General features: G+C 72.0%; 26 protein-coding genes. 11 read left to right on the top strand and 15 right to left on the bottom strand.

From position 1 onward, the window contains the following. Positions 1-82: 82 nt before the first annotated feature. Together SACE_RS16935 and SACE_RS16930 are read right to left on the bottom strand one after the other, a co-directional pair. Positions 83-853, bottom strand: coding sequence for an ABC transporter permease (locus SACE_RS16935; protein WP_009942236.1), 771 nt, complete (start codon positions 851-853; stop codon positions 83-85). Between the two features lie 118 nt (positions 854-971). Beyond that, on the bottom strand, positions 972-1,940 hold the full coding sequence (locus SACE_RS16930) for a S1C family serine protease (RefSeq protein ID WP_009942237.1): 969 nt from the start codon (positions 1,938-1,940) through the stop codon (positions 972-974). 252 nt (positions 1,941-2,192) lie between these two features. On the opposite strand from SACE_RS16930, the gene SACE_RS39750 reads away from it, so the two are divergent. Then, positions 2,193-2,321 carry a hypothetical protein gene (locus SACE_RS39750; protein WP_011874051.1) on the top strand — a complete coding sequence of 43 codons (129 nt, stop codon included), beginning with the start codon at positions 2,193-2,195 and terminating at the stop codon, positions 2,319-2,321. Positions 2,322-2,336: 15 nt separating this feature from the next. Here the strand turns inward: SACE_RS39750 and SACE_RS16925 are convergent, their stop codons facing one another. Together SACE_RS16925 and SACE_RS16920 are read right to left on the bottom strand one after the other, a co-directional pair. After that, entirely contained in the window at positions 2,337-6,317 is a 3,981-nt protein-coding gene (locus SACE_RS16925) for a HAMP domain-containing protein (protein WP_011874050.1), read from the bottom strand. Positions 6,318-6,407: 90 nt separating this feature from the next. Then, positions 6,408-7,061: a response regulator gene (locus tag SACE_RS16920; protein ID WP_011874049.1), complete on the bottom strand. Its 654-nt coding sequence runs from the start codon at positions 7,059-7,061 to the stop codon at positions 6,408-6,410. Between the two features lie 234 nt (positions 7,062-7,295). Here SACE_RS16920 and SACE_RS40165 point away from each other — a divergent pair, with 234 nt between their 5' ends. Beyond that, positions 7,296-7,724, top strand: a complete 429-nt coding sequence (locus SACE_RS40165) for an ATP-binding cassette domain-containing protein (protein ID WP_372491166.1) — start codon at positions 7,296-7,298, stop codon at positions 7,722-7,724. A gap of 360 nt (positions 7,725-8,084) precedes the next feature. On the opposite strand, the gene SACE_RS16910 is transcribed toward SACE_RS40165, so the two are convergent. The 5 genes from SACE_RS16910 to ureA all read right to left on the bottom strand — a co-directional run bounded on the left by SACE_RS16910 (position 8,085) and on the right by ureA (position 13,925). Then, a complete protein-coding gene (locus SACE_RS16910; RefSeq protein ID WP_009942240.1) occupies positions 8,085-8,507 on the bottom strand; it encodes a CBS domain-containing protein in 423 nt (140 codons plus the stop codon). A gap of 140 nt (positions 8,508-8,647) precedes the next feature. After that, positions 8,648-9,955 (bottom strand): MFS transporter, encoded by a 1,308-nt coding sequence (locus tag SACE_RS16905; RefSeq protein ID WP_009942241.1) that lies wholly within the window; start codon positions 9,953-9,955, stop codon positions 8,648-8,650. Beyond that, on the bottom strand, positions 9,952-11,649 hold the full coding sequence (locus SACE_RS16900) for an amidohydrolase (protein ID WP_009942242.1): 1,698 nt from the start codon (positions 11,647-11,649) through the stop codon (positions 9,952-9,954). Before SACE_RS16900 ends, SACE_RS16905 begins: the two co-directional genes overlap by 4 nt. Before the next feature lie 9 nt (positions 11,650-11,658). Further along, complete coding sequence (locus tag SACE_RS16895) at positions 11,659-13,350, bottom strand: urease subunit alpha (RefSeq protein ID WP_011874048.1); 1,692 nt, start codon at positions 13,348-13,350, stop codon at positions 11,659-11,661. Continuing rightward, positions 13,347-13,925: an urease subunit gamma gene (ureA, locus tag SACE_RS39265; RefSeq protein ID WP_009942245.1), complete on the bottom strand. Its 579-nt coding sequence runs from the start codon at positions 13,923-13,925 to the stop codon at positions 13,347-13,349. The genes SACE_RS16895 and ureA overlap by 4 nt, the downstream gene beginning before the upstream one ends. Before the next feature lie 112 nt (positions 13,926-14,037). On the opposite strand from ureA, the gene SACE_RS16885 reads away from it, so the two are divergent. Then, positions 14,038-15,252 carry an RsbRD N-terminal domain-containing protein gene (locus SACE_RS16885; RefSeq protein WP_009942247.1) on the top strand — a complete coding sequence of 405 codons (1,215 nt, stop codon included), beginning with the start codon at positions 14,038-14,040 and terminating at the stop codon, positions 15,250-15,252. A gap of 131 nt (positions 15,253-15,383) precedes the next feature. Beyond that, positions 15,384-16,001 (top strand): dioxygenase family protein, encoded by a 618-nt coding sequence (locus SACE_RS16880; protein ID WP_009942249.1) that lies wholly within the window; start codon positions 15,384-15,386, stop codon positions 15,999-16,001. A gap of 109 nt (positions 16,002-16,110) precedes the next feature. On the opposite strand, the gene SACE_RS16875 is transcribed toward SACE_RS16880, so the two are convergent. Continuing rightward, entirely contained in the window at positions 16,111-16,347 is a 237-nt protein-coding gene (locus tag SACE_RS16875; protein ID WP_143538156.1) for a hypothetical protein, read from the bottom strand. Between the two features lie 99 nt (positions 16,348-16,446). Beyond that, positions 16,447-17,187 carry a FadR/GntR family transcriptional regulator gene (locus tag SACE_RS16870; RefSeq protein WP_009942252.1) on the bottom strand — a complete coding sequence of 247 codons (741 nt, stop codon included), beginning with the start codon at positions 17,185-17,187 and terminating at the stop codon, positions 16,447-16,449. Positions 17,188-17,389: 202 nt separating this feature from the next. On the opposite strand from SACE_RS16870, the gene SACE_RS16865 reads away from it, so the two are divergent. The 5 genes from SACE_RS16865 (at position 17,390) to SACE_RS16845 (ending at position 21,660) form a co-directional block, all read left to right on the top strand. Continuing rightward, complete coding sequence (locus SACE_RS16865) at positions 17,390-18,022, top strand: TetR/AcrR family transcriptional regulator (RefSeq protein WP_009942253.1); 633 nt, start codon at positions 17,390-17,392, stop codon at positions 18,020-18,022. Between the two features lie 351 nt (positions 18,023-18,373). After that, positions 18,374-20,080 carry an AMP-dependent synthetase/ligase gene (locus tag SACE_RS16860; RefSeq protein ID WP_011874045.1) on the top strand — a complete coding sequence of 569 codons (1,707 nt, stop codon included), beginning with the start codon at positions 18,374-18,376 and terminating at the stop codon, positions 20,078-20,080. A 233-nt stretch (positions 20,081-20,313) separates the two neighbouring features. Then, entirely contained in the window at positions 20,314-20,970 is a 657-nt protein-coding gene (locus SACE_RS16855) for a TetR/AcrR family transcriptional regulator (protein WP_009942255.1), read from the top strand. Positions 20,971-21,061: 91 nt separating this feature from the next. Continuing rightward, positions 21,062-21,418 (top strand): RNA methyltransferase, encoded by a 357-nt coding sequence (locus SACE_RS16850; protein ID WP_009942256.1) that lies wholly within the window; start codon positions 21,062-21,064, stop codon positions 21,416-21,418. Beyond that, positions 21,316-21,660: a TrmH family RNA methyltransferase gene (locus tag SACE_RS16845; protein WP_081468218.1), complete on the top strand. Its 345-nt coding sequence runs from the start codon at positions 21,316-21,318 to the stop codon at positions 21,658-21,660. Before SACE_RS16850 ends, SACE_RS16845 begins: the two co-directional genes overlap by 103 nt. Here SACE_RS16845 and SACE_RS16840 read toward each other — a convergent pair. From SACE_RS16840 to SACE_RS16830, 3 genes are read right to left on the bottom strand one after another with little or no spacing between them, the layout of a single operon-like run. Next, on the bottom strand, positions 21,655-22,797 hold the full coding sequence (locus SACE_RS16840; RefSeq protein WP_009942259.1) for an acyl-CoA dehydrogenase family protein: 1,143 nt from the start codon (positions 22,795-22,797) through the stop codon (positions 21,655-21,657). The two genes, SACE_RS16845 and SACE_RS16840, sit on opposite strands and share 6 nt — an antisense overlap. Before the next feature lie 14 nt (positions 22,798-22,811). Beyond that, complete coding sequence (locus tag SACE_RS16835) at positions 22,812-23,435, bottom strand: TetR/AcrR family transcriptional regulator (RefSeq protein ID WP_009942260.1); 624 nt, start codon at positions 23,433-23,435, stop codon at positions 22,812-22,814. After that, positions 23,417-24,319, bottom strand: a complete 903-nt coding sequence (locus tag SACE_RS16830) for an oxygenase MpaB family protein (RefSeq protein ID WP_009942261.1) — start codon at positions 24,317-24,319, stop codon at positions 23,417-23,419. The genes SACE_RS16835 and SACE_RS16830 overlap by 19 nt, the downstream gene beginning before the upstream one ends. 391 nt (positions 24,320-24,710) lie before the next feature. Here SACE_RS16830 and SACE_RS16825 point away from each other — a divergent pair, with 391 nt between their 5' ends. After that, positions 24,711-25,511 carry a class I SAM-dependent DNA methyltransferase gene (locus tag SACE_RS16825; protein WP_009942263.1) on the top strand — a complete coding sequence of 267 codons (801 nt, stop codon included), beginning with the start codon at positions 24,711-24,713 and terminating at the stop codon, positions 25,509-25,511. 51 nt (positions 25,512-25,562) lie between these two features. Here the strand turns inward: SACE_RS16825 and SACE_RS16820 are convergent, their stop codons facing one another. After that, entirely contained in the window at positions 25,563-25,991 is a 429-nt protein-coding gene (locus SACE_RS16820) for a protein-tyrosine phosphatase family protein (protein ID WP_009942265.1), read from the bottom strand. Between the two features lie 129 nt (positions 25,992-26,120). Here SACE_RS16820 and SACE_RS16815 point away from each other — a divergent pair, with 129 nt between their 5' ends. Next, a complete protein-coding gene (locus SACE_RS16815) occupies positions 26,121-26,729 on the top strand; it encodes a PadR family transcriptional regulator (RefSeq protein ID WP_009942267.1) in 609 nt (202 codons plus the stop codon). Positions 26,730-26,768: the final 39 nt, after the last annotated feature.

Raw genomic sequence — 26,768 nt, 5'->3', positions numbered from 1 at the left:
CGCCGGTGGTCGAACACGCTCGTCAGCACCTCGTCGGCCAGGCCCGGCGATCTCTCCGGGCAGGGGCCGCGATCGGCCGGTTTCAGCGCCGGCGGCGGCGGGCGGGCTCGGTCGTGCGGGTGAGCAGGCCCCGGGCGACGATCTCCAGCACCACGACGATGGCCACCGACTCCACCGCGAGCAGTCCCACCAGTACGAAGAGCTGCACCAGACCCGCCTCGACCGGACCCGCCCCACCGAGCATCATCCCCACGAAGGCGCCCGGAAGGGTGACGGTGCCGACCGTCCGGGTCTGGTCCAGCGCTGGGACCAGCGCCGAGCCCGCGACGGGACGGGCCACCTCCATGCGCGCGTCCCGCTCGGTCATGCCCAGTGCCAGTGCCGCCTCCACCTCGCCCTTGCGCTGGGAAAGCTCGTCGAGCAGCCGCCTCCCGGCCAGGGCCGTGGCGGTGAGCGCCCCGCCGATCAGTTGCCCGACCAGCGGGATCAGCACCAGACCGGTCACCGGCACCGCCGCGCTGACCAGCAGCAACGCCACCACCGGCGCCACCCCGGCGGCGATCGGCAGGGCCGTCCACCACCAGGTCCGGTCGCGGGTGATGCGCCGACCCGCCGTGCGGGTGGCGACCGCGAACATCACGAAGATGAACAGGCCGACCAGGGCGCCGAAGCCGACGATGTAGGCGATGACGAGCGCGACCGCGAGCAGCTGGACGGCACCGCGCACCCCCGCGACCAGGATCGGCCGGTAGTGCCCGATCCCGCCGAGCCGGACCACCGCCGCGGCGGCGACCAGCAGGACGGCGACGACCACCCCCAGGGCCGGGGTGATCGGAATCGAACCCGACGACACCGGCCGACCTTACGTCGTCGGCGCCCGGGCCGACGTGTCGAGCGTTCGCTCAGGGCGACCTGTCCGCGCCGGCTCAGGCCGGTGTGCCGGGCGCCAGACGCTGCCGCGTCCGTCCGGCTCAGGCCGACGTGTCGAGCAGCTCGGTCGGCTCGGTGATGACGTCGACGAGCGCGCCGTTGCGGGTCACCGTGATCTGCAGCGGCTTGCCGATGGCCTCGGCGAACATCAGGCGCTGCAGGCCCTGCGCGTCGCGCACCGGGCGCCCGCCCGCGGTGAGCACGAGGTCGCCGGGGTGCAGCCCGGCGCGGGCCGCGGGGCTCTGGCGCACCACGTCGACCACCCGCAGCCCCGTGCGCTGGCCGATCCGCGCGGCCAGGTCCTCCGGCAGCGGGGCGGGCGTGGTCACCAGCCCCAGGAAGGCGCGGCGGACGCGGCGGAAGCGCACCAGCGAGTCGATGATGCGCCGGGTCGTGGAGTTGACGGGGATCGCCAGTCCGAGCCCCACGCCGGCGACGGCGGTGTTGATCCCCACGACGACGCCGCGCGAGTCGGCCAGCGCACCGCCGGAGTTGCCGGGGTTGAGCGCGGCGTCGGTCTGGATGACGTCCTCGATGATGCGCCCCGCGTGGCCGCTGCGGGCCGGCAGCGACCGGCCGAGTCCGCTCACCACTCCCGCGGTCACCGAACCCGCGAGCCCGAGCGGGTTGCCCACCGCCACCACCAGCTGCCCGACCACGAGGCCGTCGCTGTCGCCCAGCCGCACCGGTCCGGGCGTGGGGCCCTCGGCCCGCACCACCGCAAGGTCCGACAGCGGGTCGGAGCCGGTGACCGCGAAGGGTGAGGTGGTGCCGTCGGCGAACGCGGCCGTGCCGCCCCGCGCCCCGCCCACGACGTGGGCGTTGGTGAGCAGGAACCCGTCGGAGGTGAACACGACCGCCGAACCGCTGCCGTCGCCGCGCTCGCCCGGCACGTGCAGGCTCGCGACCTTCGGCGTGATGGCCGAGGCCACCGCGGCCACGGTGCGGGAGTAGGCGTCGAGTGCCTCGCCGTCGAAGGGCTCGGGCGGGAGTCCTGATGCGGTGGTCATCGCGGCCTCCGGTCACGGGAGCGATGCTGGTGCCTGCGCAACACCGGCCGTCCCCGCCGCATTCCCGGGCCCGGTGCCCGGACCGGCGGGGCGCCCCCGTACCGCGGTGCGTCCCACATGGCGGGCGGTTCGGTGCCCCTGGCGCCACTGCGACCACATGCGCCACGAGTTCGCGGCCCGCCCGTGGAAACGCCGCTACCAGCGACTATCGTTTTCCGGTCACCGATTTGGAGCCGATCGTTGGGAACGGCCATGGCGCAACCGCACGGCATCGACCACTACGACGCGACCTTCGCGCGCGATCTCGCGTGGGCGCAGAAGCTGCACGAGCAGCTCGACGAGCTGCCCACCACCCCCGAACCCGTGGACTCGACCGACTGACCGGCGTCGGCACCCCTACGCCTCCTCGTGCCCGTAGCCGGCGGGCAGGTAGACCGAGAGCAGGTCCAGCAGCCGGTTGACGTCGACCGGTTTCGTGATGATGTCGGTGGCCCCCGCGGCCAGGCTGCGCTCCCGGTCGCCCTTCATCGCCTTCGCCGTGACCGCGATGACCGTCAGGTCCCGGTAGCGCGGCATCTGCCGGATCGTCTCGATGGTGGCGTTGCCGTCGAGCTCGGGCATCATCACGTCCATCAGCACCACCGTGATGTCGCAGTGCTCCTGCAGCGCCTGCAGCCCTGCGATGCCGCTGTCGGCGTAGACCACCTGGAGGCCGTGCTGCTCCAGCAGCGAGGTCATCGCGTAGACGCTGCGCTGGTCGTCGTCGACCAGCAGCACCTTCTCGCCGTTGAACCGGATCGAGTCCTGCGGCGGCACGACCTCCTGCTCGGCCGGCTCGTGGGAGTGCGCCTCCCGGCGGGCCAGCTCCGAGACCCGGAACGGCGGGTCGATGCCCTCGGCGGAGACGTCGAACGCCGTCTCCGAGGTGATCTGGGCCGGCTTGCGCTCGTCGGCCTCGTGGCCCGGTGGCAGCTGCTGCCCGCCGTCGCGCGCGGGCTCCGGCACGAGCTCCCCGCCCACGACCTCGGTTTCGACCGGCAGGTACAGGGTGAAGGTGCTGCCGACCCCGACGTCGCTGCGGACCTGCAACTCCCCGCCCAGCAGCGTGGTCAGCTCCCTGCTGATGGACAGGCCGAGCCCCGTGCCGCCGTACTTGCGCGAGGTCGTGCCGTCGAGCTGCTGGAAGGCCTCGAAGATCCGGCTGAGCTTGTCGGAGGGGATGCCGATCCCGGTGTCGCGCACCGCGAAGGCGACCCGCCGCGCGGCAGAGCGCAGCGCCGGGACGGTGACCTCGGTGGCCGGGGCCGGGCGGATCCGCAGCTCCACCTTGCCCTTGTCGGTGAACTTCACCGCGTTGGACAGCATGTTGCGCAGGATCTGCTCCAGCCGGTTGCGGTCGGTGCGCAGACTGGGCGGCAGCGACGGGGAGAGCACCACCGAGAACTCCAGGCCCTTGTCCTCGGTCAGCGGCCGGTACAGCGACTCCACGTGCTCGGTCAGCTCGCTGAGCTCGACGTCCTCGGGCAGCAGGCTCATGTGCCCGGCCTCCACCTTGGACAGGTCGAGCACGTCGTTGATGAGCTGGAGCAGATCGGTGCCCGCGGAGTGGATCGTCTTGGCCAGGTCGACCTGCTGCGGGGTGAGGTTGCCCTCCATGTTGTCGGCGAGCAGCTTGGCCAGGATGAGCGCGCTGTTGAGCGGGGTCCGCAGCTCGTGGGACATGTTGGCCAGGAAGTCCGACTTGTAGGTCGAGGCCTGCGACAGCTCGTGCGCGCGCTCCTCCAGCTCCTGGCGGGCCTGCTCGATCTCGATGTTCTTGAGCTCGATGTCGCGGTTGCGGCTGGCCAGCAGCGCCGCCTTCTCCTCCAGCTCGGTGTTGGAGCGCTGGAGCTCGATCTGCTGGCGCTGCAACTGCTCCGAGCGCGCTTGCAGCTCCTGGGCCAGGTGCTGCGACTCGCCGAGCAGGGCCTCGGTCCGGGAGTTGGCGACGATGGTGTTGACGTCGACGCCGATGGTCTCCTTCAGCCGTTCCAGCAGGTCCAGGTGCAGCGAGGTGAACGGCCGCAGAGAGGCCAGCTCGATGACGCCCAGCACCTCCCCCTCGAACAGCACCGGCACCACGACGACGTTGACCGGCGCGGAGCCGCCGAGACCGGAGCCGATGCGGATGTAGTCGGGCGGGGCGTCGGTGACCAGGATGGTCTGCTTGTCCACCGCGGCCTGGCCGACCAGCGACTCGCCGAGGACGAAGCGCACCGGTGAGCCGTTGTGCGAGACCGGCCTGCCGTAGCCCGCGGTGTGCTCCAGAGCTACCTCGTCGTCCTGCTGCCGGATGAGGAAGAACGCCCCGTACTGCGCCGAGACCAGCGGTGTCAGCTCGCTCATGATCAGTGAGGAGAGCGCGTCGAGGTCGTGCAGTCCCTGCATCAGCGCCGACATCCGGGCCAGGTTCGTCTTGAGCCAGTCCTGCTCCTGGTTGGTGCGGGTGGTCTCCTTGAGGTTGCCGATCATCCGGTTGATGTTGTCCTTGAGATCGGCCAGCTCACCGGAGGCGTCGATGGTGATCTGGCGGGTCATGTCGCCCTCGGTGACCGCGGTGGCCACCGCGGCGATCGCGCGGACCTGCGCGGTCAGGTTGCCCGCCAGCCTGTTGACGCTCTCGGTCAGCCGCCGCCAGGTGCCCGAGACGTCGGCGACCTCGGCCTGGCCGCCGAGCTTGCCCTCGGTGCCGACCTCGCGGGCCACCCGCGTCACCTCGGAGGCGAAGGCCGAGAGCTGGTCGACCATCGTGTTGATGGTGGTCTTGAGCTCCAGGATCTCGCCGCGGGCGTCGACGTCGATCTTCTTGGACAGGTCGCCGCGCGCCACCGCCGTGGTCACCTGCGCGATGTTGCGGACCTGGCTGGTCAGGTTGCGGGCCATGAAGTTGACGTTGTCGGTGAGGTCCTTCCAGGTCCCCGCCACGTTGGGCACCCTGGCCTGACCGCCGAGCATGCCCTCGGTGCCGACTTCCCGGGCCACCAGCGTGACCTGCTCGGCGAAGGCGCGCAGCGTCTCGACCATGCCGTTGATCGTCTCGGCCAGCGCGGCCACCTCGCCCTTGGCCTCGACGGTGATCTTCTTGGACAGGTCGCCGCCGGCGACCGCGGTGGCCACCGTGGCGATGCTGCGGACCTGGCTGGTCAGGTTGTCGGCCATGATGTTGACGTTGTCGGTGAGGTCCTTCCAGGTCCCCGCGACGCCGTGCACCCTGGCCTGGCCGCCGAGCTTGCCCTCGGTGCCGACCTCGCGGGCCACCCGGGTCACCTCGTCGGCGAACGCCGAGAGCTGGTCGACCATCGTGTTCAGCGTGTTCTTCAGCTGCAGGATCTCCCCGCGGGCGTCCACGTCGATCTTCTGCGTCAGGTCGCCGCGGGCGACCGCGGTGGCCACCTGGGCGATGTTGCGGACCTGGGCGGTGAGGTTGTTGGCCATGAAGTTGACCGAGTCGACCAGCGCGCGCCAGGTGCCCGCGGCGGCGGGCACCTCCGCCTGACCGCCGAGCCTGCCCTCGCTGGCGACCTCCCGGGACACCCGGGTCACCTCGTCGGCGAACGCCGAGAGCTGGTCGACCATCGTGTTCAGCGTGTTCTTCAGCTCCAACGTCTCGCCGGAGACCTCCACGGTGATCTTGCGGGTGAGGTCGCCCGCGGCGACCGCCTTGGCCACCTGGGAGATGTCGCGGAGCTGCCCGGTCAGGTCGGCGGCCATCTCGTTGACCGAGTCCGCCAGCTCCCGCCAGGCCCCCTCCAGCCCCGGCACCTGCGCCTGCCCGCCGAGGCGGCCGTGCGTGCCGATCTCACCGGTCACCCGGCTGATCTCGGTGGTCAGCGTGGAGAGCTGGTCCAGCATCGCGTTGACGGTCCGGGTCAGCGAACCGAGCCTGCCGGGCAGCGCGCGGTCACCGGCCCGGCGCGGCAGCCGCTGGCTGAGGTCCCCCCTGGCGACCGCGTCGAGCACCCGGCTCAGCTCGGTCGCGGGGCCGAGGACGTTGCGCACGATGCCGTTCACCGCGGCGGCGCTGTCCGACCACCTGCCCCCGGAGGGGCCCATCTCGGCCACCGGCTCGATCGGCCACTCGCCCTCGTTGGCCGCGCGGCCCACCCGCTCCAGCTCGGCGGCCAGACCCTGGTTGCGCTCGGCCAGCTCGTTGAACGTTGAGGCGATCTCGGACCACAGGCCGTCGTCGGTGACCACGAGCCTGCGCCGGAAGTTGCCGTCCCGCAGGTCCCGCAGACCGGCCAGCAGCCGCTGCGCCATCGCCTGGTTGACGGTCTGTCCCACCGCGTCGCCGCGCTGCTCGAAGCGCGCCGCGCCGCGCTGCGACGGTAGTGCCATGAGAGCCCTCCGACCAGCCGTTGCTCTTGAGCGGAATCTAGGTGACGCCGCGGCGGCCCGCACAGGGCAACAATGCCCAGCGCCGCAAGGTCAGTGCTTCCGCGAGTCCTTGTCCAGCCGCAGCTCGGTGGCCAGCACGGCCGCCTCGCTGCGGTGGCGCATCGCCAGCTTCGACAGCATCTGCGAGACGTAGTTCTTGACCGTCTTCTCCGCCAGGAACATGCGCTGGGAGATCTCGCGGTTGGTCAGGCCCTCGCCGATCAGCTCCAGCACCTCGCGCTCCCGGGCGGTGAGCTCGCGCAGCGGATCGGCCTGCTCCTGCTCGCGGCGCAGCCACGCCAGCATCGCCTCGGTCTTCTTCGCGCTGAGCAGCGACTCGCCCGAGCCCGCGGTGCGGATGGCGTTGACCAGTTCCTCGCTCACCACACCCTTGAGGACGAACCCCGCCGCACCGGCGATGATCGCGTCCATGAGCGCGTCGTGATCGTCGAACGAGGTGAGCATCAGGCAGCGAAGTCCGGGCCGGCGCGACTGCAGCTCCCGGCACAGCTCCACGCCGTTGCCGTCGGGCAGCCGGACGTCGAGCACCGCCACGTCCGGGTTCGCCTGCGGTACCAGCGCCAGCGACTCGGCGACCGTGGACGCCTCGCCGATGAGCTCCAGGTCGCTCTCGGCGTTGACCAGTGCGGCGATGCCGCGACGAATCACCTCGTGGTCGTCCACCACGAACACGCGTGTCGTCATGTCGCTCCCCCTGCCCTTCCAACCGCCGCAGCCCGCCCCTTCGGTCTCGGGGGCGGTGCAGCACGCTTTCGGCGCCGGCCGTGCGGAGGCAGTGACCAGGATAAATACCCTGAAGACTCTGTGCCCACCACGATGGGGCGCGCTCGACACCGCCGCACCGCCCCACAGCCACGCGGCGTCCCCGACTACTGCCCATTCGGGTGACGCACGCCACGATGCGGGTCCGGATCCGCGATGTGGAGGGGGCTCCATGACAGTGCGAGCACCCGGCCCATCCGATCCTGGTGCTCGGCGATGCCAGGGCGGTACTCGACGCGGTTGCGCCCACCACGAGGGCCGCACCTGGCGCGAGGCCCACGAGGACAGTGGCTCTCCGCCGGCACCGCGCCGCGCCCACTTCCGCCAACACGACCCCCAGCACCCGACCGTCCGTCCCCCGGCGGACCGCCGCCCGCCGTCGAACTGGAGGCGGTGACGATGACCTTCCCGTCGTCGCGCGGCTCCGGGTACACCGCGGTCCGAGACGTGGACTTCGCGATTCCGCGGGGACGTTTCGTCTCCGTCGTCGGCCCTACCGGGTGCGGCAAGTCCACCGTGCTCAACGCGGTCGCGGGGCTGCGCGTCCGTCACGTGGGCAGGTCAGAATCCACGGCGAGGTGCTGACCGGCCTCAACAGCCACGCCGGCTACCTGTTCCAGCGGGACGCGCTGCTGCCGTGGAAGACCGTCGCCTTCGGACTCCAGCTGCGCGGCGTGGCCAAGGCCGAACGCCAGGAGCGCGCCCGCCGCGGTCCTGTACTCGTCGCGGGAATGGCTCGACGCGCACCCCGACCAGGCCAGGCGTCTCGCGTCGGCGATCGTTCGGCGCCGAGGCGGTGCGTTCGGTGCTGGCCCGGTTCATCCCGGAGGTCGCCGGGCCGGCATCGACCTCGCGCGCACCTACACCAACGACTACCTCCCGCCCGCTCCCTGACCCGCACGGCGGCGGCGGAGCGAACTCCGCCGCCGCCGCCGTGCGGTCGTGTCAGCCGCTGGTCGCGTAGACGTTCTCCACGAAGTGCGCCAACTGCTCGTCGCTGAGGTTGCGAGCCAGGTCGGCCTCGCTGATCATGCCGACCAGCCGGTGGTCGGCGATCACCGGGAGCCGGCGGATCTGGTGCTGCTCCATCAGGTTGAGCACCTGCTTCAAGTCGGCGTCGGCATCGACCCAGTGCGGGGTCCCCTGCGCGAGCTCACCGGCCTTGACCTGGGACAGGTCCTTGCCCTCCGCGCAGCACTTCACCACGATGTCGCGATCGGTGATCATGCCGTGCAACCGGTCGTCGTTGCCGCAGATGGGCAGCGAGCCGACGTTGAGATCACGCATCATCTGGGCGGCCCTCTGCAGGCTTTCCCCCTCGTTCACGCACTTGGCGCCTGCGTGCATGATGTCGCGAGCCGTCGTCATGAGATCTCTCCTTTCGACGCTCAGCCAGTCGGCGGTGCGAACACCGCGGCCGGCTCGCTCGGCCGTCCGCGTGCGGCGGCCGCTACCGGGTCGGGTCGGCTGGGCGTCGCCTACCGCCCGAGCACCGCGGTGACGGCGGATCAGACGACGCTCACCTCGTCCCTTACCCGCAGGCGGCCACCGACCAAACCACCGACCGCGGTCAGCGCCGAAAGCCCCACCAGAAGCAGCGCGACCGCCCCCGAACCGCCGCCCGCGGCCATCAGCGAAGTGGCCGCCAACGGCACGAATCCGCTCACCACGCCGCCGAGGTTGAAGGAGATCGACACGCCGCTGTAGCGCAGGTGCGGCGGGAAAAGCTCGGTCAGCAGCGAGCCGGACACCGCGTAGGGCACCGACAGGCACGCCACTCCGAGCGTCACGGCGAGCACCACCAGCGGCGCGCTTCGGGTGTCGAGCATCCAGAAGACCGGGAAGGCCATCACCGCCGAGGCGACGCTGCCCACCACGCACACCGTCCCGGGCCCCAGGCGTTCGGCGAGCCTGCCGAAGACCAGCAGCACCGCGATCTCGACGACCGCCGCCACCAACGTGGCCGAGAGCATCAGCGACCGCGGCAGCCCCAGCGTCTCGGTGCCGTAGCTGATCGCGAAGGTGGTCAGCAGGTAGAACCCGCCCACGCCCAGCAGCGAGGCGCACAGCCCGGTCAGCACCCGGCCCAGCGAGTTGCGCAGCACCTCCAGCGCCGGCAGCGAGGCGCGTTCGTGCTGTTCGAGCAGCACGGTGAACAGCGGCGACTCCTCGACGCGGCGGCGCAGGTAGAGCGCGACGAACAGCAGCGGGATCGCCGCCAGGAACGGAAGCCGCCAGCCCCACGCGTCGAAGGCCTCCGGCGGCATCAGGGAGACGAGGGTGAACGCACCGGAGGACAGCAGCGTGCCGATCGGCGAGCCGACCTGCGGCAGCGCCGCGTAGCGGCCGCGGTGCTCCGGCGGGGCGTGCTCGACCGCCAAGGTCACCGCGCCGCCCCACTCGCCGCCCACCGCGACGCCCTGCAACACGCGCAGCAGCGTGAGCAGGACCGGCGCGGCCACGCCGATCGTGGTGTAGTCCGGCAGCAGGCCGATCAGCCCGGTGACCACACCGATCATGGTCACCGTGATGATCAGCGAGCGCCTGCGGCCGAACCGGTCGCCGACGTGGCCGAAGACCACCGCGCCGACCGGCCGGGCGACGAAGCCGACCGCGAACGACGCGAAGGCTGCCAGGGTCGCCACGACGGGATCGCCGGTGGAGAAGTACAGGCGGTTGAAGACGATCGACGCGGCCGTGCCGTAGAGGAAGTAGTCGTACCACTCGAGCGCGGTGCCCACGAACGCCGCGAAGGCGATCCGGCCGGCCTCGGCGTCGGTGACCCGTGGTGCCTGGTGGCTGTCTGTGCTGGTCATCTGGCGGCTCCGGAGGGGGTTGCGGGGGACGGGCTTGGTTGCGGTGAAGCGCCGGTGATCCGCGAGTCGACCCAGTCCGCGCCGTGCGCGCAGCGCCCTGCCACGAAGGTGGCCACGACGGGGACGGAGCCGATCCGCGAAGTGGGCACGCCGAGCGGGTCCGCGCCGAGCACCACCAGGTCGGCGTGCATGCCCGCCGCGAGGCGGCCCCGGTCGGACTCCTCGCACGAGGCCCACGCGGCTTCGGTGGTGTAGGCGCGCAACGCCTGCTCGGCGGTGACGCGCTCGCGTTCGCCGAGCAGCCGGCCGGTCCGGCTGGTGCGCTCGACCATGGACTGCACGCCCAGCAGGGGCGCTCCGGCCGCGACCGGCCGGTCGGAGCTGCCGGGAACTCGCAACCCGGCATCGAGGAAGGAGCGGTGCCGGTACAGCCACGGCGCCCGGTCCGGTCCGACCGCGTCGAACATCGTGTCGCCGATCTCGTGCAGGAACCGCGCCTGCGGCACCGGGATCAGCCCCAGCTCCGCCAGCCGCGAGATCTGGCCGGGGCGGACCAGACCGGCGTGCTCGACGCGGTGGCGGACACCCGGCCGCGGATACGCGCGCTGCGCGGCGGCGAACGCCTCGATCGCCACGTCCACCGCGGAGTCGCCGATCGCGTGCGCGGCGACCCGCCAGCCGCTGCGGTGCGCGTCGACCACGAGCCGGCGCATGGCGGCCGGATCGCTCTGGAAGTAGCCGGAGCCGTGCGCGTGGTCGCAGAACGGTTCGGTCAGCGCGGCGGTGCGTCCGACCATCGAGCCGTCCAGGAAGATCTTCATCGGCCCGATCCGCAGGTGGTCGTCGCCGAACCCGGTGCGGATGCCCAGGTCGAGGCCGACCCGCAGGTCGTCGTCGCGGTGACCGGCCAACGGGTGCAGCGCGTCGCCGGCGACCATGAGCTGCACCCGCAGCGGCAGCTCACCGCGTTCGCGGGCGAGCTGGTAGGCGGCCAGCTCGATGGGACTGCGCCCGATGAACCCGCCGCCGATGCCGGCCTCCACCACGTGGGTGAGCCCTTCGGCGACGTAGTTCCGCGCCGCTCTGGCGACCGCGTCGGCCAGCTCGCCTGCCGGAACCGGCGTGACGAGCGCGTTCACCAGCTGCTGCGCGCGCTCCTCGAGCAGCCCGGTGGGGCTGCCCGCCGCATCGCGCGCGACGACGCCGCCCTCCGGGACCTCGGCCGTCCCGTCGAGCACGCCCGCCCGCCGCAGCACCTCGCTGCTGACGCTGCACATGTGCCCGGAGCGGTGCTTGAGCCACACCGGCCTGCCACCGCCGGCGCGGTCCAGCTCCGCGCGGTGGGGATGGGCGCCCAGCACGGTGTCGTCGTAGCCGCTGCCCACCACCCAGGCGTCGTGGTCGAGGCCCGCGGCCCGCCTCGCCACCGCGGTGTGGACCTCCTCGAGGGTGGCGCACCCGGTCAGGTCCACTTCGGACAGCGCCATGCCGTACCAGGCCATGTGGTTGTGCGCGTCACCGAAACCCGGCAACAGCACCGCACCGTCGCAGTCGACGACGGTGCGCGCGGGCGCCTGCGCCACCTCTTCGTCGAGACCGACGACGCGTCCGGCCAGGATCCCGACCGCCGAGGCCGTCGGACGGCGGTCGTCCATGGTGCGGACCACGGCGTTGCGCAACAGCAGATCCAGCATCGGTCCTCCTCAGCCCAGGTGGTGCACGCGGGTCAGCGGCAGGGAGCTCGCGTGGTGCATCGCGATCGCCGCGCCGTCGACCAGGACCGGTTCCGGCCCGGTCGGCACCTCGACGCGGGGCGTGGCGGTGTTGGCGACCATGTCGTGGCGGGTGAGGCCCCGGCTGCGCCGGATCGGCGCGTAGCGGACGCCGTCGGGCAGCGCGGCGCGGGCCCGGGAGTCGGCCAGGCACTGCTCGGAGACGAAGACCGAAGCGAGCCCGCGCGGCGCCGAGCCCAGGCCGCCGAAGAACGGGCCCATCACGCGCGGCTGGGTCAGCCGCGTCGAACCGGAGCCCGAACCGCTCGCGCCCCACGCGACGAACCCGGACTTGAGCACAAGTTCGGGCTGGGTGCCGAACCACGCCGGGTGCCACAGCACGATGTCGGCCATGCTGCCCGGGGTGAGCGCACCGACCTCGTGGCCCATTCCGTGCGCGATGGCCGGGTTCAGGGTGATCTTGGCCAGGTAGCGCAGCACCCTGGCGTTGGCGGGCCGGTCCGGCCCGGTCTCCCCGGCCAGCGCGGCCTGGACGTGGGCGAGCTGCCAGGTGCGGCGGGCGGTCTCGGCGATGCGGCCCATGCCCATCGAGTCGGAGTTCACGATGCTGATCGCGCCCCGGTCGTGCAGCGCGTTCTCGGCCGCGATGGCGTGCTCGCGCAGCCGGCTGCGCGCGATGGCGACGTCGCTGCCGAGACTGCCGTGTCCCCTGTGAACGGTCATGGTCATCGGCAGCAGTTCGGCGGCGGTGGCCGGGGTCAGCGGCAGCGTCGGCGTGGTCGAGGAGGTGAGCACGTGCGGGTGGGAGACGATCTCCAGCAGGTCGGGGTGCCCGCCGCCGCCCTCCACGTGGTAGGCGTGCACCGTCCGCCCGCCGGTCGCGTCGAGGGTGTCTGCGAGGTAGCCCGACTCGTTGAGCGTGTCGGTGTGCAGGGCCACCGGCAGGTCCGAGTCCTCGGCGACGCCGAGGCAGGTGTCGACGATGTGCGGGGTGGCGCCCCAGTCCTCGTGGACCTTGAACCCGCCCGCACCCGAAAGCACGGCCTGGTCCAGCAGCTCTGCCGACGACGACGAGCCGCGCGCCAGGAACGCCACGTTGACCGGGACGTCGCGCCACGCCCGGATCAGCGTGTGCAGGTTCTGCCGGGGGTTGGCGCCGACGTCCCACACCCCGCCGAGGCCCATGCCGACCAGCGAGGTCACGCCCGCGCCGAGCGCGGCGGGCACGACCTCGGGGCTGGAGAGGTGCACGTGCGAGTCGACCACGCCCGGCGTGGCGATCAGCCCTTCACCGGTGATCATCGCGGTGTGGGAGTCCACGATTAGCTCGATGCCGTCGGCTGCGTCGGGATTTCCCGCCCGTCCGGTGCCGACCACGCGGCCGTCCTTGACCCCGATGTTGGTCTTGCGGATGCCCAGCACCGGGTCGAGCAGCAGCACCCCGAGCACGACGAGGTCCAGCGCGCTGTCACGCGGCGCCTTCCCCGCGACCAGCAGCCCGTCCCTGGCCGTCTTGCCGCACCCGCCGAGCAGCTCCTCGCCCGGCTCGGTGTCGTCGCCCTCGACCTCCACCCACAGGTCGGTGTCGGCCAGCCGCACCCGGTCCCCGGTCGTCGGCCCGTACAGCGTCGCGTACTCCGCGCGGGACATCCTCGCCGTCATCGCGCACCTCCCCTGGCGACCACCGACACCGTGCGCGCCGCGCCCGGCGGGAACTCCAGGGAGGTGCCCGCCGGGACGTCGAGCCGGTACCCGGCGGCCGCCGCCCGGTCCATCTCCAGCGCGGGGTTGGCCTGCTCCAGCGGGAAGTGCGACGACAACCAGATCGCCCGCGCTCCCCCGTTGCGCACCTCGAGGTGCTTGCGCTCCCGGCCGGGAGCCAGGACTACTTCCCCGGAGGCGACGCGCACCGCGCCGGCATCGTCGGGCTGGGCCGGCCCGAACGGCTCGTCGACGTGCACCAGCGAGCTGCCGTGCGGGAAGAGGGCCTCCACCTGGACGCGGGGCGCCGACGCGGCCACGCCCGGCAGCACCTGGTCCGGCCGGACGACCTCCTTGGCCATGGCCACCACCTCGTCGATCCCCACGCCGTCCCAGGCCATCTCCAGCACCTCGTCGCAGACCAGTGCGATGGCCTCGGCCGATCCGAGCCTGGACCCCCTGGCCAACCGCCTGCGAGCCAGCTCGGCGGCGGTGAAAAGCGTCAGGCGTTCCTGTTCCCGTGGCGTCAGATGCATCGAAACTCCCGGTGAAGTACCGAACAGTGCCGAGTTGTCCTGACACCCTCCTCGCGGTGCACGCCCAGCACAATGGTGAAATGCCGTCGATGCGGAAGGAGGGCTTGGGCACATGCACAGTTCGGGCCACTCCGCCGGGCCGCTGCGCCACCTCGTGCACGCGTGCCTGGACGATCTCGACGAGCTGGTGGACGCCTTCGTCGCCGAGATCGCCGTCCTGCCGCCCTATCGGGACGGGCTGATCCCCACCGCGGAGGTCCGCGCCGACGCCGAGGCCAGCTTCGAGATGCTGTTGCGGCTGATCGCGGGGCTTCCCGTCCCGCACCGGATCGCCGATGTCTCCGAACGCGTCGGGCGGCGCCGCGCCCAGGCTGGCATGCCGCTGGAGGTCCTGCTCCAGGCGGTGCGGCTGGACTTCCGCGTGCTGTGGTCGGCGCTGCTGCGACGCGCCGACCCCGACGACACGCAGGCGCTGATCGAGGGAGCCGTCACCGTCTGGGAAGCCGTCGAGCGCCACACGGTCGGCGTGCACGTCAGCTACCTCGACGAGGCCGCCGTGCTCGCGCGGGAGCGGGAACGCGAGCGGAACAGGCTCGTCGCGCAGCTGCTCGCCACCGACGGACGGGATCCGCAGGCCGTCAACCAGGTCGCCACCGCGCTGGAGGTCGACCCGAACGGACTGTTCGCCGTCGCCGCCGGCGCGCCGGCGAACCAGCGGGCGCTGCGCGGCGCGCTGGACCGCCTGCGCGCCAACGGGATCAGCGCGCACCTCCACTTCGAGGAACGCCGACCGGTCCTGCTGGCGGCGCTGCCGCGGGGCGTGCGCGCGATGCCCGCGCACTGGATGCAGGAGGTGCCCTGCGGCCTGGGCCCGGTCGCGGACGGACTGGCCGCGGTACCGCTGTCGGTGCGCGTCGCCGTGGAAGTGGCCGCGGCGCTCGGTCCGGAGACCACGCGTCCGATGCGGCTGCGGGAGGTCTGGGCCGACATCGCCGCCGCCCGGCTGGCAGAGCTCGGAGAGGCGCTCACCCGATCCGTTCTGTCCGAAGTGGACTCGGTGTCCCCGCACGAGCGCCGCAGGCTGCTCGAGACCGCCGAGAGCTTCCTCGCCTCAGGCTCGGTCGCCGACACCGCGCGCGAGGTCTTCTGCCACCGCAACACCGTGCTCAACCGGCTGCGCAGGCTGGGCGAGCTGACCGGCGGCGACCTGGGACGCCCGGAGCACGCCGCACTGGTGCTGCTGGCGTTGCGCGTGCGAGCCCGCGCGGAGGCGGGCAACGACCGGCCGTCCGACGACTCTCCGGCCCGGCATTCCCGCGCGGAATGAGCCGTGCGGCGCGCCGGATGCAGCGTCGTCCGGTGCAGCGCCGGCGTACTTTTCGCCGCGTTGACGGAAAAACGGCCCTACTGCAAAGGTCTGAATCAATAAGTTCTTCCGTCGAGAGAAAGCCCTGAGCCATGACCGAGGACGACAGGAAGTTCCGGCGCTCCACCTTTCTCAAAGCCGGACTCGCGACCGCGGCCGCCCTGCCCGCCGTCGCCGGGGTGTTGCGGCCACCGAAGGCCGGCGCCGACCGCTTCGACCCGACACCGCGGTGCGAGGACGGGGACGAGGAGACTCCCGAGCAGATCGAGGGCCCGTACTTCAAGCCCGACTCGCCGCAACGCACCGACATGCGTGAGCCCGGGATACCCGGGACCGCGCTGGCTGTGTCCGGGTTCGCCTACAGCCGGTCGTGCACCCCGCTGGGGCAGGTGCTGCTGGACTTCTGGCAGGCCGACGACACCGGCGTCTACGACAACACCGGCTACCGGCTGCGAGGCCACCAGTTCACCGGCGCCGACGGCCGGTACCGGCTCGACACCATCGTCCCCGGCCTCTACCCCGGCCGCACCAGGCACATCCACGTCAAGGTGCAGGCACCGAACCAGCCGGTGCTGACCACGCAGCTCTACTTCCCGGGCGAGCCGGGCAACGAGCACGACCAGATCTTCGACCCGCGGCTGCTGATGGAGGTCCAGGACGGGCCGTCGGGCAGGGCCGCGACGTTCGACTTCGTGCTCGACCTGCCCTGACCGCCTCCGGCGCGCGACCTGGCGGGATAGCACCGGGGCGGCAGCCCGGACGCACGTCCCCAGGCGCGACGCGCACCGGTCACCCGGGCGGCGTCGTCCGGGTGACCGGTCAGCACTCCCGCATCAGCCGTTCGAACGCGACGTTGGCCGAGGCCCATTCGTGGGTGATCACCTCGGAGGGCGCCTCCGGCCGCGACTCCACGTCGGCGGTGACGACGAAGCCCGGCTCCGAGACCCGCTTGCGCAACTGCACCAGGTGGCCGCCCGCGGAGCGGCCCATCCGCTCGCCGCTCTCGTTGGACTCGCTCTGCCCCGGTTGCAGGGAAGACACATCGATGTCGGCCATCACCCCGTTGTAGCGCATCGGGGCCGACCCCACAACGCGCGCGACCGCAATCGTCCGGCCAGCGGATTCGTTCGACGAGCGGCGAAATGCGGTGCGCCGTCAGCTCGCGGCGGCCTCGGCCGACTCGGCGGCTTCGGCGGACTTGACGGACTCGGTGAGGCTGCGCCACAGCTCGAAGTGCCGGGCCATCGCCGCACGCGCGGCGTCGGGGTCGCGCCGCTCGATCGCGTCGACGATGTCGTAATGCACGCGGTCGGTCTCGAAGCAGGGCTTGCCCGCGCGCTGCTCGATGCGCAGCGTCCGCGCGCGGCGCTCGGTCAGGTCCTCCCGCATGACGTGGGCGAAACCCTCGTGCAGGAAGTCGAACATCGGGTTGCCGACGATGCCGAACAGCAACCGGTGGAAGTCGAAGTCCGCCTCGGTGGCCTCCTCCACCGCGCCGACACCGGAGGCCTCGATCATCGCGTCGACCTGGTCGCGCAGGCTGCGCACGTCGGCGTCGGTCGCCCTGCGCGCGGCCTCGGCCACCACCGACATCTCCAGCAGCTCTCTGGCCTGCTCGAACTGCGCGGGCCCCAGATGGCCGAAGCGGCGGGCGAGGCTGAAGTAGACCTGCATGAAGCTCGCGTCCGGAACCTGCAGGTAGGTCCCCCTGCCCTGGGTCCGGTTGACGAACCCGAGCATCGCCAGGCAGGAGAGCTGCTCGCGCAGCGCGCCCCGGCTCATGTTCAGCTCGGCCCCGAGCTCGCGTTCCGGCGGCAGCCGCAGCAGGCCCGTCCTGCGCTCGCGGGTCGCGGTCCGCAGCAGCGCGTCCACCAACCCGATCAGTTCCGGGTCCACCTCGGCCTCCTCATTGGTCGGACCAATGCGCCGGAAGTTAACCGGACCGTAGCGGTGGCGTCAAGCACCAGTATGGCGCAGGCCGCCTTGCGTGCTCTCCGCGCGTGCGTTGAAGACCCGCCCGCGCCCGGGTGGCGGGGCGACCGCGGCCTCCGCGTCCGGCGCTCCGGCACCGCTGCCCCGCCGTAGACTCTGGCCCACCATGACCACCTTCGACGAGGCGTTCCTCGACGACCTGCGGAGCATGCCCGAGCCCGGCGACGAGTCCGTGCGGCGCATCCTCGACGCGGGCCTCGCCTGCTTCGTCACCCACGGCATCCGCCGCACCACGATGAACCGCATCGCCGAGCGCGCGGGACTCGGCGTCGCGACGGTCTACCGGCGCTTCCCGCAGAAGGACCAACTCGTCCAGGCAGTGCTGTTGCGCGAGGTGCGCGCGTTCATCGCCGGGGTCGACGCCAAGATCGCCCGGGTGGCCACCCCGGAGGAGCAGATGGCCGAGGGCTTCACCGCCTTCGTCACCGGAGTCGCCCGCAGTCCCCTGCTGCTGCGCGCGATGACGTCCGAGCCGGAGACCGCGCTGCCGTTCATGACCGCGCGCGGAGAGCCGGTCCTGGCGCTGGGCCGCGGCTTCATCGCGGGCAACATCCGCCGCTGGCAGCGGCAGGGCGCGGTGGCCGACTTCGACGCCGAGCTGGTGGCCGAGATCTTCGCCCGCCTGGCGCACTCCCTCGTGCTCACCCCCGGCGGTCTCATCCCCAGCGCGGACGACGACACGACCCGCGCGTTCGCCCGCAGACACCTGGTCCCCCTGCTGCGCCCCGGCGAGGAGTGACGCGCCGACGTTGTTGACCCCGGGTCAACAAGCCTCGACCCGGCCGTCGGCGAGATGGCCGCGAGAGAGCCGGACGACGGCTGGAACACGTCCGGGCCACGCCTGGCACGAAGATCAACCGAACGGACCAATGCACCGGACGGCCTGTTGACATCGGGGCAACAGCACTCCAGCGTTGACGGGGTTTTCGACAGACCGCCGCGCCGGTCCGCGCCAGGGAGGAAGCCGAGTTGCCCGCAGCAGAACGAGTCCGCAAAGCCGTCGAGGGCCACACCATCCCCGGGCTCCTGCGGCGCAACGCCCGCCAGTTCGCCGACCTGCCCGCGCTGACCGCCGGAACCGGGGCCGTCGGTGTCCTGGAAGTCGATCTGGGCCGGGCTGCGCGAGGAGGTCGCCGCGCTGGCCCGCGGGCTGGCGGGGCTCGGCCTGCGACGCGGCGACCGGATGCTGATCTCGATGTCGCACCGCCCCGAGCACTGGGTCGCCGACCTGGCGGCTGCGCACGTGGGCGCCGTCTCCTGCACCACCTACGACACGCTGAGCAGCGAGCAGTTGCGCTTCCTCGCCGAGCACAGCGCGGCGGCGGTCGTGGTGGTCGAAGGCCCGCAGCAGTGGGACCGGTGGCGGCCGGTGATCGACGATCTGCCCTCCCTGCGCGCGATCGTGGTGCTGGACGAGCAGATCATCCCCGACGGCGACGAGCGCTTCGCCGGCTACGCGGCGCTTCGCGGCGGTGGAGCGGACCCGGACTTCGCCGCCGAGTTCGAGGAGCTGACCGACGCCGCCACCCCTGACGCGCCGCTGTCGATGGTCTACACGTCGGGCACGACCGGCGAGCCGAAGGGCGTGGTGCTCTCGCACCGCAACGTCATCCACGAGTCGCTGACGCTGGACGAGCTCGCTCCGCTGCCGGAGCACCCGCGCTCGGTCTCCTACCTGCCGCTGGCCCACATCGCCGAACGGGTGCTCGGCATCTACCGGCCGATCTGCGGAGCCGGGCACGTGACGATCTGCGCCGGCCAGGCCGAGCTCGTGCCGACCCTCGTGGCCGCCCGACCGCACAGCTTCTTCGGCGTGCCCCGGGTGTGGGAGAAGCTCGCCGCCGGGTTGCAGGCCAAGCTCGACGCGCTGCCCTCCGGTCAGCGCGCAGCGCTCGACGAGGCCCGGGAACTCTCGCTGCGGGTGCTGCGGCAGCGCGGCCGGGGAGCCGAGGTGCCCGCCGAACTCGAGGCGCGGCGCAAAGAACTCGACGAAGCCCTCCTGCTTCCCATCCGCGCGGCCATCGGACTCGACGCCGCCCTGCGCAGCTACAGCGGCGCGGCGCCGATCCCGATCGCGGTGCTCGAACTCCTCGCCGGCATCGGGCTGCCGGTGTACGAGGTGTGGGGGCTCAGCGAGACATCCGGCGCCTCGACGGTCACCAACGGCGACACGTTCACCCTCGGCGCGGTCGGGCGCGCGCTGCCGGGCATCGAGGTCGCCACGGCCGAGGACGGCGAGCTGCTGGTGCGCGGGCCGGTGGTGTTCCTCGGATACCTGCGCCCCGACGGCGGCGTGGAGGACGGCACCGACGAGGACGGCTGGTTCCACACCGGCGACATCGGGGTCGTCGACGAGCGCGGCGTCGTCACCATCACCGACCGCAAGAAGGAGCTCATCATCACCGCGGGCGGCAAGAACATCGCGCCCGCCAAGGTGGAGGCGATGTTGCGGGCGCACCCGCTGGTCGCCCAGGCGGTCGCCGTCGGCGACCGCCGCCCGTACCTGACGGCGCTGGTCGTGCTGGACGAGGAGGCAGCGCCCGCGTGGGCCGAGGCGCACGGCATCGGCACCGTCGACCTCGCCGAGCTGGCCTGCCACCCGGACGTGCTCGCCGAGCTCGACGCCCTGGTCGACCAGGCCAACCAGGTGCTCGCCCGGGTCGAGCAGATCAAGAAGTACCGCGTGCTGCCGCACCCGTGGACGGCGGAGTCCGGTGAGCTGACGCCCAAGCTGAGCCTGCGCCGCCGCGTCGTCGCCGAGCGCTACGCGGCCGAGATCGACCGGATGTACGCCTGACACGGCCGTCCCGATGACCCGGGTGCGCGCGGCCCTCGGCCTGATCGCCGCCGGTCGCCGCGCGTGCCACGCGCTCACCCGGCCGGCGCAGCACCCGACCCGATCAGATCTGTTGTCAAGACGCCAACAGTGTGGGCGCCTGAACTCCTTGATGTGCAAGGATATTCGCGAACGCGGACTCGCACCTGATCCGGTTGTTGACACAGCGGCAACCGAGCCGCGACAGTGGGTGGATGAGCACCGAGCCCGCCCCGCAGCGGCGCCGGCTGGAGCCGGACCAGCGCCGTTCGCAGATCCTGGCGGTCGCGCGGCGGCTCTTCGGCCGGGGCAGCTACTCCTCGGTGTCCACAACGGACATCGCACGGGAGGCGGGGGTGGCCCGGGCGCTGATCAACCACTACTTCGGCAGCAAGCGCGAGCTCTACCTGGAGGTCGTGCGGCAGATGATGGTGGTGCCCGGCTCGGTCGCCCAGCACCTGCCCCGCACCACCACCGAGGAACGCGTCTCGATCCTGGTCGACCGCTGGCTGGACGTGGTCGACCGCAACAAGGAGCTGTGGCTGTCGGCCATCGGTTCCGAGGCGATCGGCCGCGACGAGGACATCGAGCGAATCGTGCTGGAGTCCGACGAGATCGCGACCGACAACGTCCTGCTGGCAGCGATGATGACCGACGTGACCGAGGGCCGCGAGGAGCTGCGGGCGATGATCCGCGCCTTCGGCAGCATGCTCAAGGCCGCTTCCCGGGAGTGGCTGGTGCGCGGCACCCTCAGCCGCGGTGACCTGCACGTGATGCTCACCCAGTCCGCCCTGCACCTGCTGGGCACCGTGTACCCGGCCGTGTGCCGGCTCGGCCCCGTTCCCGGCGACCTGGAGGCCGCCGGGTCGTGACCGCAGGTCCGGGAGCTCGTTCCACGACGTGAGTCACCTCGACGAAGAGGGAGCGCCGGATGCACCAGGTATCCCGTCCGCTCGCGGTCCGGTGGCCGACGCTCTGCTGCAGACCGGTCTGCTCGACTTCTCGGTGCGCACCGCGGCCGCGGCCGGGCGGGTCCTGCGGCGGGCGCGCTTCTCCTGGAGCGAGTTCGTGCGGCAGGCGTGGTTCCTCGCCTCGGTCACGACTCTGCACCTGGGGTCGGTGATCCGCTCCGCCGACGCGCTCGGGGCGAACGGTGTGGTCGTGACCGGGCACGCGGTCGACCTCCACGACCCGAGAACGCTGCGCGCCACCACGGGATCGTCTTCAGCACACCCACCGCGCACGCCGACTCCGCCGCACAGGCGGTCCGGTGGGTCGACGTCCGTCGCGGCGGTGTCCCGCTGCGCATCGTCGGGTTGAGCGAGGACGGCACGCGCGAGCTGGCCGCCTGCGACCCGCGCGGCCCGACCGTGCTGGTCGTCGGCAACGAGACCACCGGACTCAGCCGCGGCTGGACCGAGGCGTGCGACGAGGTCGCCCGGATTCGGATGGCCGGCTCGGCCAGCTCGCTCGACGCCGCCGCCTCGGCCTCCACCGCGCTCTACGAGGCCGCCCGGCAGCACACCCGGACCCGCGGCGGCGTGATCGCCACGCCGCTATAGCCCGTAGGACTTCCCGATGATGTCGCGCTGGATCTCGCTCGTACCTCCGTACACAGTGGACACCACAGTCGAGCGCAGCAGCGATTCCATGCCGTAATCGGTGGCGTAGCCGTAGCCGCCCATCATCTGCATGCCCTCCAGCGCGACGTGCTTGGCCAGCTCGGTGCACTTGAGCTTGGCCATCGACGCCTCCCTCGGGAACAGCACACCCGGGTTGGCGTCGATGGTGCGGGCGACGTCGTCCACGAGCAGGCGCGCGCACTCCAGCTCGGTGGCCATGTCGGCGATCCGGTGCCGCAGCGCCTGGAACGTGCCGACCGGCCTGCCGAACTGCTCGCGCTGGGTGATGTAGGAGACCGTGTCGTCGAAAGCGCGCCGCGCGGTGCCGAGCATCAGGGCGGCCAGGATCATCCGCTCCAGGTTCAGGCCGGACACGAGCTGGCTCCACCCGGCACCGACGGTGCCGACCACCGCGTCGTCGGGCAGGAAGCAGTCGGTGAAGTACAGGTCGTTGACCTCCCGGCCGCCCATCGTGTCGATGCCGCTGATCCGCAGCCCTTCCGCGCCGGTGGGCACCATGAACTGCGTCAGCCCCTCGTGCTTGGTGCCCTCGCCCGACGTCCTGGCCACCAGCAGCACGTGGTCGGCGATGTGGGCGTTGGAGCACCACGTCTTCTGCCCGTTGACCACCCAGCCGCCCGGCCGCCGCTCGGCGCGGCAGCGCAGCGCGCCGACGTCGGAGCCCGCGCCCGGCTCCGACATCGAGATCGCCTCGACGCGTCCGCGGACCACTCCCGAGAGCACTTCGCGCTTCTGCGGCTCGCTGCCGAACTTCTCGTACGCGGCGGCGGAGATGATCGTGGTGGCGAACCCCGAGATCGGAGCGCGGCCGTAGGCGGTCTCCTCCAGGAACAGGCACAGCTCCGCCATGCCGCGACCGGCACCGCCGTAGTCCTGCGGGATCGACACTCCCAGCCAGCCGAGCTCGGCCATCCTGGCGTAGAGCTCCCGGCTGTGCGGGTGGCGGCCGTGGTCGGTGAGGGCGTCGCGCTGCTGCTTCGTGCCGCACTCGCGGCGGCAGAACTCGCCGATCGCGTCGACGAAGTCCCGCTGTTCGTCGGTGAGCGCTCGTGGCATGGGGCCTCCCGGGATCAGCCCGTGACGACGGGCACCAGATGGGCGCGGGCGAAGGCGCGCGTACGTGCGTCGTCGGACTCCGGTATGCAACCGGTGGGGGTCAGCATCATCGAGTGCGCCAGTCGGACGAACACCTCGGCGACCGGCTCCGGGTCGAACTCGCCCAGCCGCCCGGCGCTCTGGTGACCGCGCAGCTTCTCGGCCAGGTAGCCGCGGGCGACCGCCAGCACCCCGCCCCAGTCGGCGGTGAGCGCGGGCAGCCAGTCGTCCGGCTCGACGGCCATCAGCCGGTTCAGCAGGGAGTGCCTCCGCAACCCGCCGACCACGGCGACGTAGCACTCGACGACCTGCTCGGCCGGGTCGGTGATGTGGTCGACGCGCTCGTCCAGCCACTGCACGAAGCGGCGCATCTCCCGCAGCAGGACCGCTTCCACCACGGCGTCCTTGTCCGGGTAGCGCCGGTAGATGGTCGCCCGGCCGAGCCCGGCGCGGCGGGCGATGTCGTTCATCGTGGTCCGCCGGATCCCGACGTCCACGAACCCGGCCAGCGCCGCGTCGAGCACCACACCGCCGACGTCGCTCTCGGGCTCGGCCAGCAGGAGCCGGTGGTCGCCGCCGTTCATCGCGCCGCCGGACATCGGGGCTCGGCGTCGGGCCCCGCGCCCTGCCGGGCCAGGTGGCGGTGGAAGGACTCGGGGCCGAGGTCGGAGAGGGTGTAGCCGTCCGGGTAGGTCAGCGGTTCGGGTGCCACCGGCCGCGAGTCCGGGCGGGCCGGGCCCATCCGCACGATGCCGGCGCGCAGCTTCAGCGCCAGACCGGCGAGCCGCCGCGCCCGCGCGGAGGGCTCCGGGAAGCCGAACGCCGCCAGCAGATGCGGCTCCATCAGCAGGTGGGCCGCGTCGCTCACCGCGCCCGAGAGCGCCTTCGGGTACCAGGAGCCGAACAGGTCGAGCGTGGCCTGCGCGACCCGCGTACCGCCGGAGTCGCGGCCGAAGTTGTCCCGTTCGTAGTCGTCGAACAGCCGCGCGAACTCCTCGTAGGTCTCGGGGATCTCGCTGATGCGCATCCCCTCGCCCATCGCGCGCATGACGTTGGTGATCGCCCGGACCTCGACCGGGTGCAGCCTGCGCCAGCCGTAGGCCTCGATCCAGCGGACCGGCATCACGACGAACGTCGACAGGGTGTAGCGGTAGTCGTCGTCGCTGATCCGGTAGCGGCCGTGGATGCGGTTGAGCCACTCCAGCGCGGCCCTGCCCTTCGCGCTGGAGGGTCCGTTGTGCAGGATCTCGAACAGGATCAGCACGGTGTCGTCGTAGCGCTTCTGCGGGCACCTGGTGAACTCCCCGGTGCGGTCCAGCAGGCGCCCGATGCTCGGCACCGCGTAAGTGCGGAACAGCGCCATCTCCAGCGACTTGGTGACGTCCCACGGGAACTCGTACTCGGCGAGCAGCCGGTAGATCGACTCGTAGTCGCGGTCGGGGTCCATGGCCAGAATCCGCTCCAGCCGGTCGAACCGCTTCATGTGGCACCTCGTCTCGGGCGCGGTCGATGCCACGGACGGTAGCCACCCGCGAGACACCAGGTCAACACACGTCTCACCGTCTCGCCCGAGCGGACCAACCCCGCCGCCGGCGGCGGCGACCGCGGGGGCCGATCGTCACCGCATCCCCGAGCCGTAGCGGCCCGGTGAAAACGATCACCCGTTGGGACGGATGCTCGCCCGTCCCACGGCGGTCGGTCATGGGACGTCAATACCATTTCTCCCTACCGCGCAAGGCGTTTCGCGTCCGGTTCGCGCGGACATGTCTCTTCCGCACCACACCGGAGACCGCCGGTCGGTCCGCCGTCCCGTCCATTTTCGGACCGCGGCAGAAGCATCCGGTGCCGCAGCCCAGAGAAGGAGCACACCAACCGTGACCGTCGACGTCCCCGTCTCCTCTGATCCCTACGCGAACCTGGCGGCCTCGTACGACCGGCTGGTCGACTGGGTGATCAGCGAGCAGGAGGAGACCCCGCGCGAACGCATGGGCGACTACATCGAGAGTTTCTGGCGGGACCAGCCCCGACCGGTGCACAAGGTGCTGGAGATCTGCTGCGGCACCGGCCTGATGCTCGGCGACCTCCAGCGACGCGGGTACCAGGTCAGCGGCCTCGACCGGTCGGCGGCCATGCTGGAGCAGGCCAGGAACCGGCTTGGCACCGGAGTGGAGCTGGTCCGCGCGGAGCTGCCGGAGATCCCGCTGCACGCCGGGTTCGACGCCGTCATCAGCGCCGCGAACGGGCTCACCTACCTGCCCGGGACGGGCTTCGGCGAGACGCTGGCCGCGGTCGCCCGGCTCCTGCCGCCTGGCGGCACGTTCGTCTTCGACCTCTACGGCCACGGGTTCTTCGAACGCTTCTACGACTCGGCGGAGCCGCGGGTGCTGGCCGTGGAGCTGGAGGACGTCTCCTACATCTGGACCTTCACCGCTCCCCCGTCCCGGGCGCACTTCGACGTGGTCCACAGCCAGTTCCTGCGCACCCCGGACGCGGAGGCCGGCACCTACACCAGGACGCGGGAGCTGCACCGGTTCCACGAGCACACCCACACCAGCGTGCGGCGCCTGGCGGCCGAAGCCGGGTTCAGCTCCGCCGAGGTCCACGACAACTGGACGTCCCGCCCGTCCACGCCGGAGTCGATGTACGACACCTGGACCCTGACCCGCGGAGTCTGACCGGACACCACCACCCAACGGGCACCGCGCCGGGTCGGCGTGGTGCCCGGGTCATTCGAAGCGGGTCACGAAGCGGCGCTGCCAAGGGGTTTCCACGGCGCGGCGCGCGTAGTGCTCGCGAACGTAGGCGACCGCTTCGGTCCGGGGTACGCCGTCGAGCACGGCGAGGCAGGCCAGCGCCGTGCCGGTCCGTCCGACGCCGCCTCCGCAGGCGAGCTCGACGCGCTCGGTCTCCGCGCGGCGCCACGCCTCGCGGAACGCGTCGGCGGCGTCGGCCCGGTCGGCCGGAAGCCGGAAGTCCGGCCAGCGCACCCAGCGGGAATCCCACGCCACCGCGGGCGGCTGCTTGCCGAGCAGGTAGAGCCCGTAGGTGGGTTCGGGCCCCGCCGGAAGGGAATGGCGCAGGCCGCGCCCCCGGACGAGCCGTCCGGACGGCAGGCGCAGCACGCCCGGTGCCGACGGCTCCCAGAGATCGATCATGGCGCCAGCCTAGACGTGGCGCGCCAGCGGATTTCCGGACGTGCGAACCGGATCTCCCGGCCCGTCGGCGCTGCTCAACTCGGTGCCGAGCACGATCAGGACCATTCGATCGGGTGATAGCGTGACCAGGTGGCGCTGAAGCACGCACTCCTGGCCGCTCTGCTGGAAGGCGAGGCGTCCGGCTACGACCTGGCCAAGCAGTTCGACGTCTCGGTCGCCAACTTCTGGTCCGCCACGCCGCAGCAGCTCTACCGCGAGCTGGAGCGCCTGGCCGAAGAGGGTCTGGTCGCCGCGCGGGTGGTGCGCCAGCAGCGGCGGCCCGACAAGCGGTTGTTCACGCTCACCGACGAGGGCAGGCGGCAGCTCGCCGCGTTCACCGCGCGGCAGCCCAGGCCCACGGCGATCCGCGACGAACTGCTGGTCAAGCTGCAGGCCGTGGACTCGGGCGACCGCGACGCGGTCCGCGCCTTCGTCCAGGAGCGCGTCGAGCTGGCGCGCACCAAGCTCACCCGCTACGACCGGCTGCGCGAGCATTTCCTGGACGGCCGCTCCGAGGACGACTACCTGCGCAGCGCCGAGCGGATCGGGCCCTACCTCACCCTGATGCGAGGCCGGTCCTTCGAGGAGGAGAACCTCCGCTGGGGCGAGCGGGTGCTGCGGATCCTGGCCGAGCGGGCCGACGCCGCCACCGAGCGGGTCGACGTCGGCAGTGCCGCTGAGGCTCCTCGCCTGCCCTGACGGGAAGTGTCGCCGACCGCCATCGTGCCCGCGCCCTGA

Origin of the sequence: Saccharopolyspora erythraea NRRL 2338 (genome assembly GCF_000062885.1) — a bacterium.
Lineage (GTDB): Bacteria > Actinomycetota > Actinomycetes > Mycobacteriales > Pseudonocardiaceae > Saccharopolyspora_D > Saccharopolyspora_D erythraea.
Note: the sequence above shows the minus strand (reverse complement) of the source record. Positions and strands in the feature narration are given on the sequence as shown.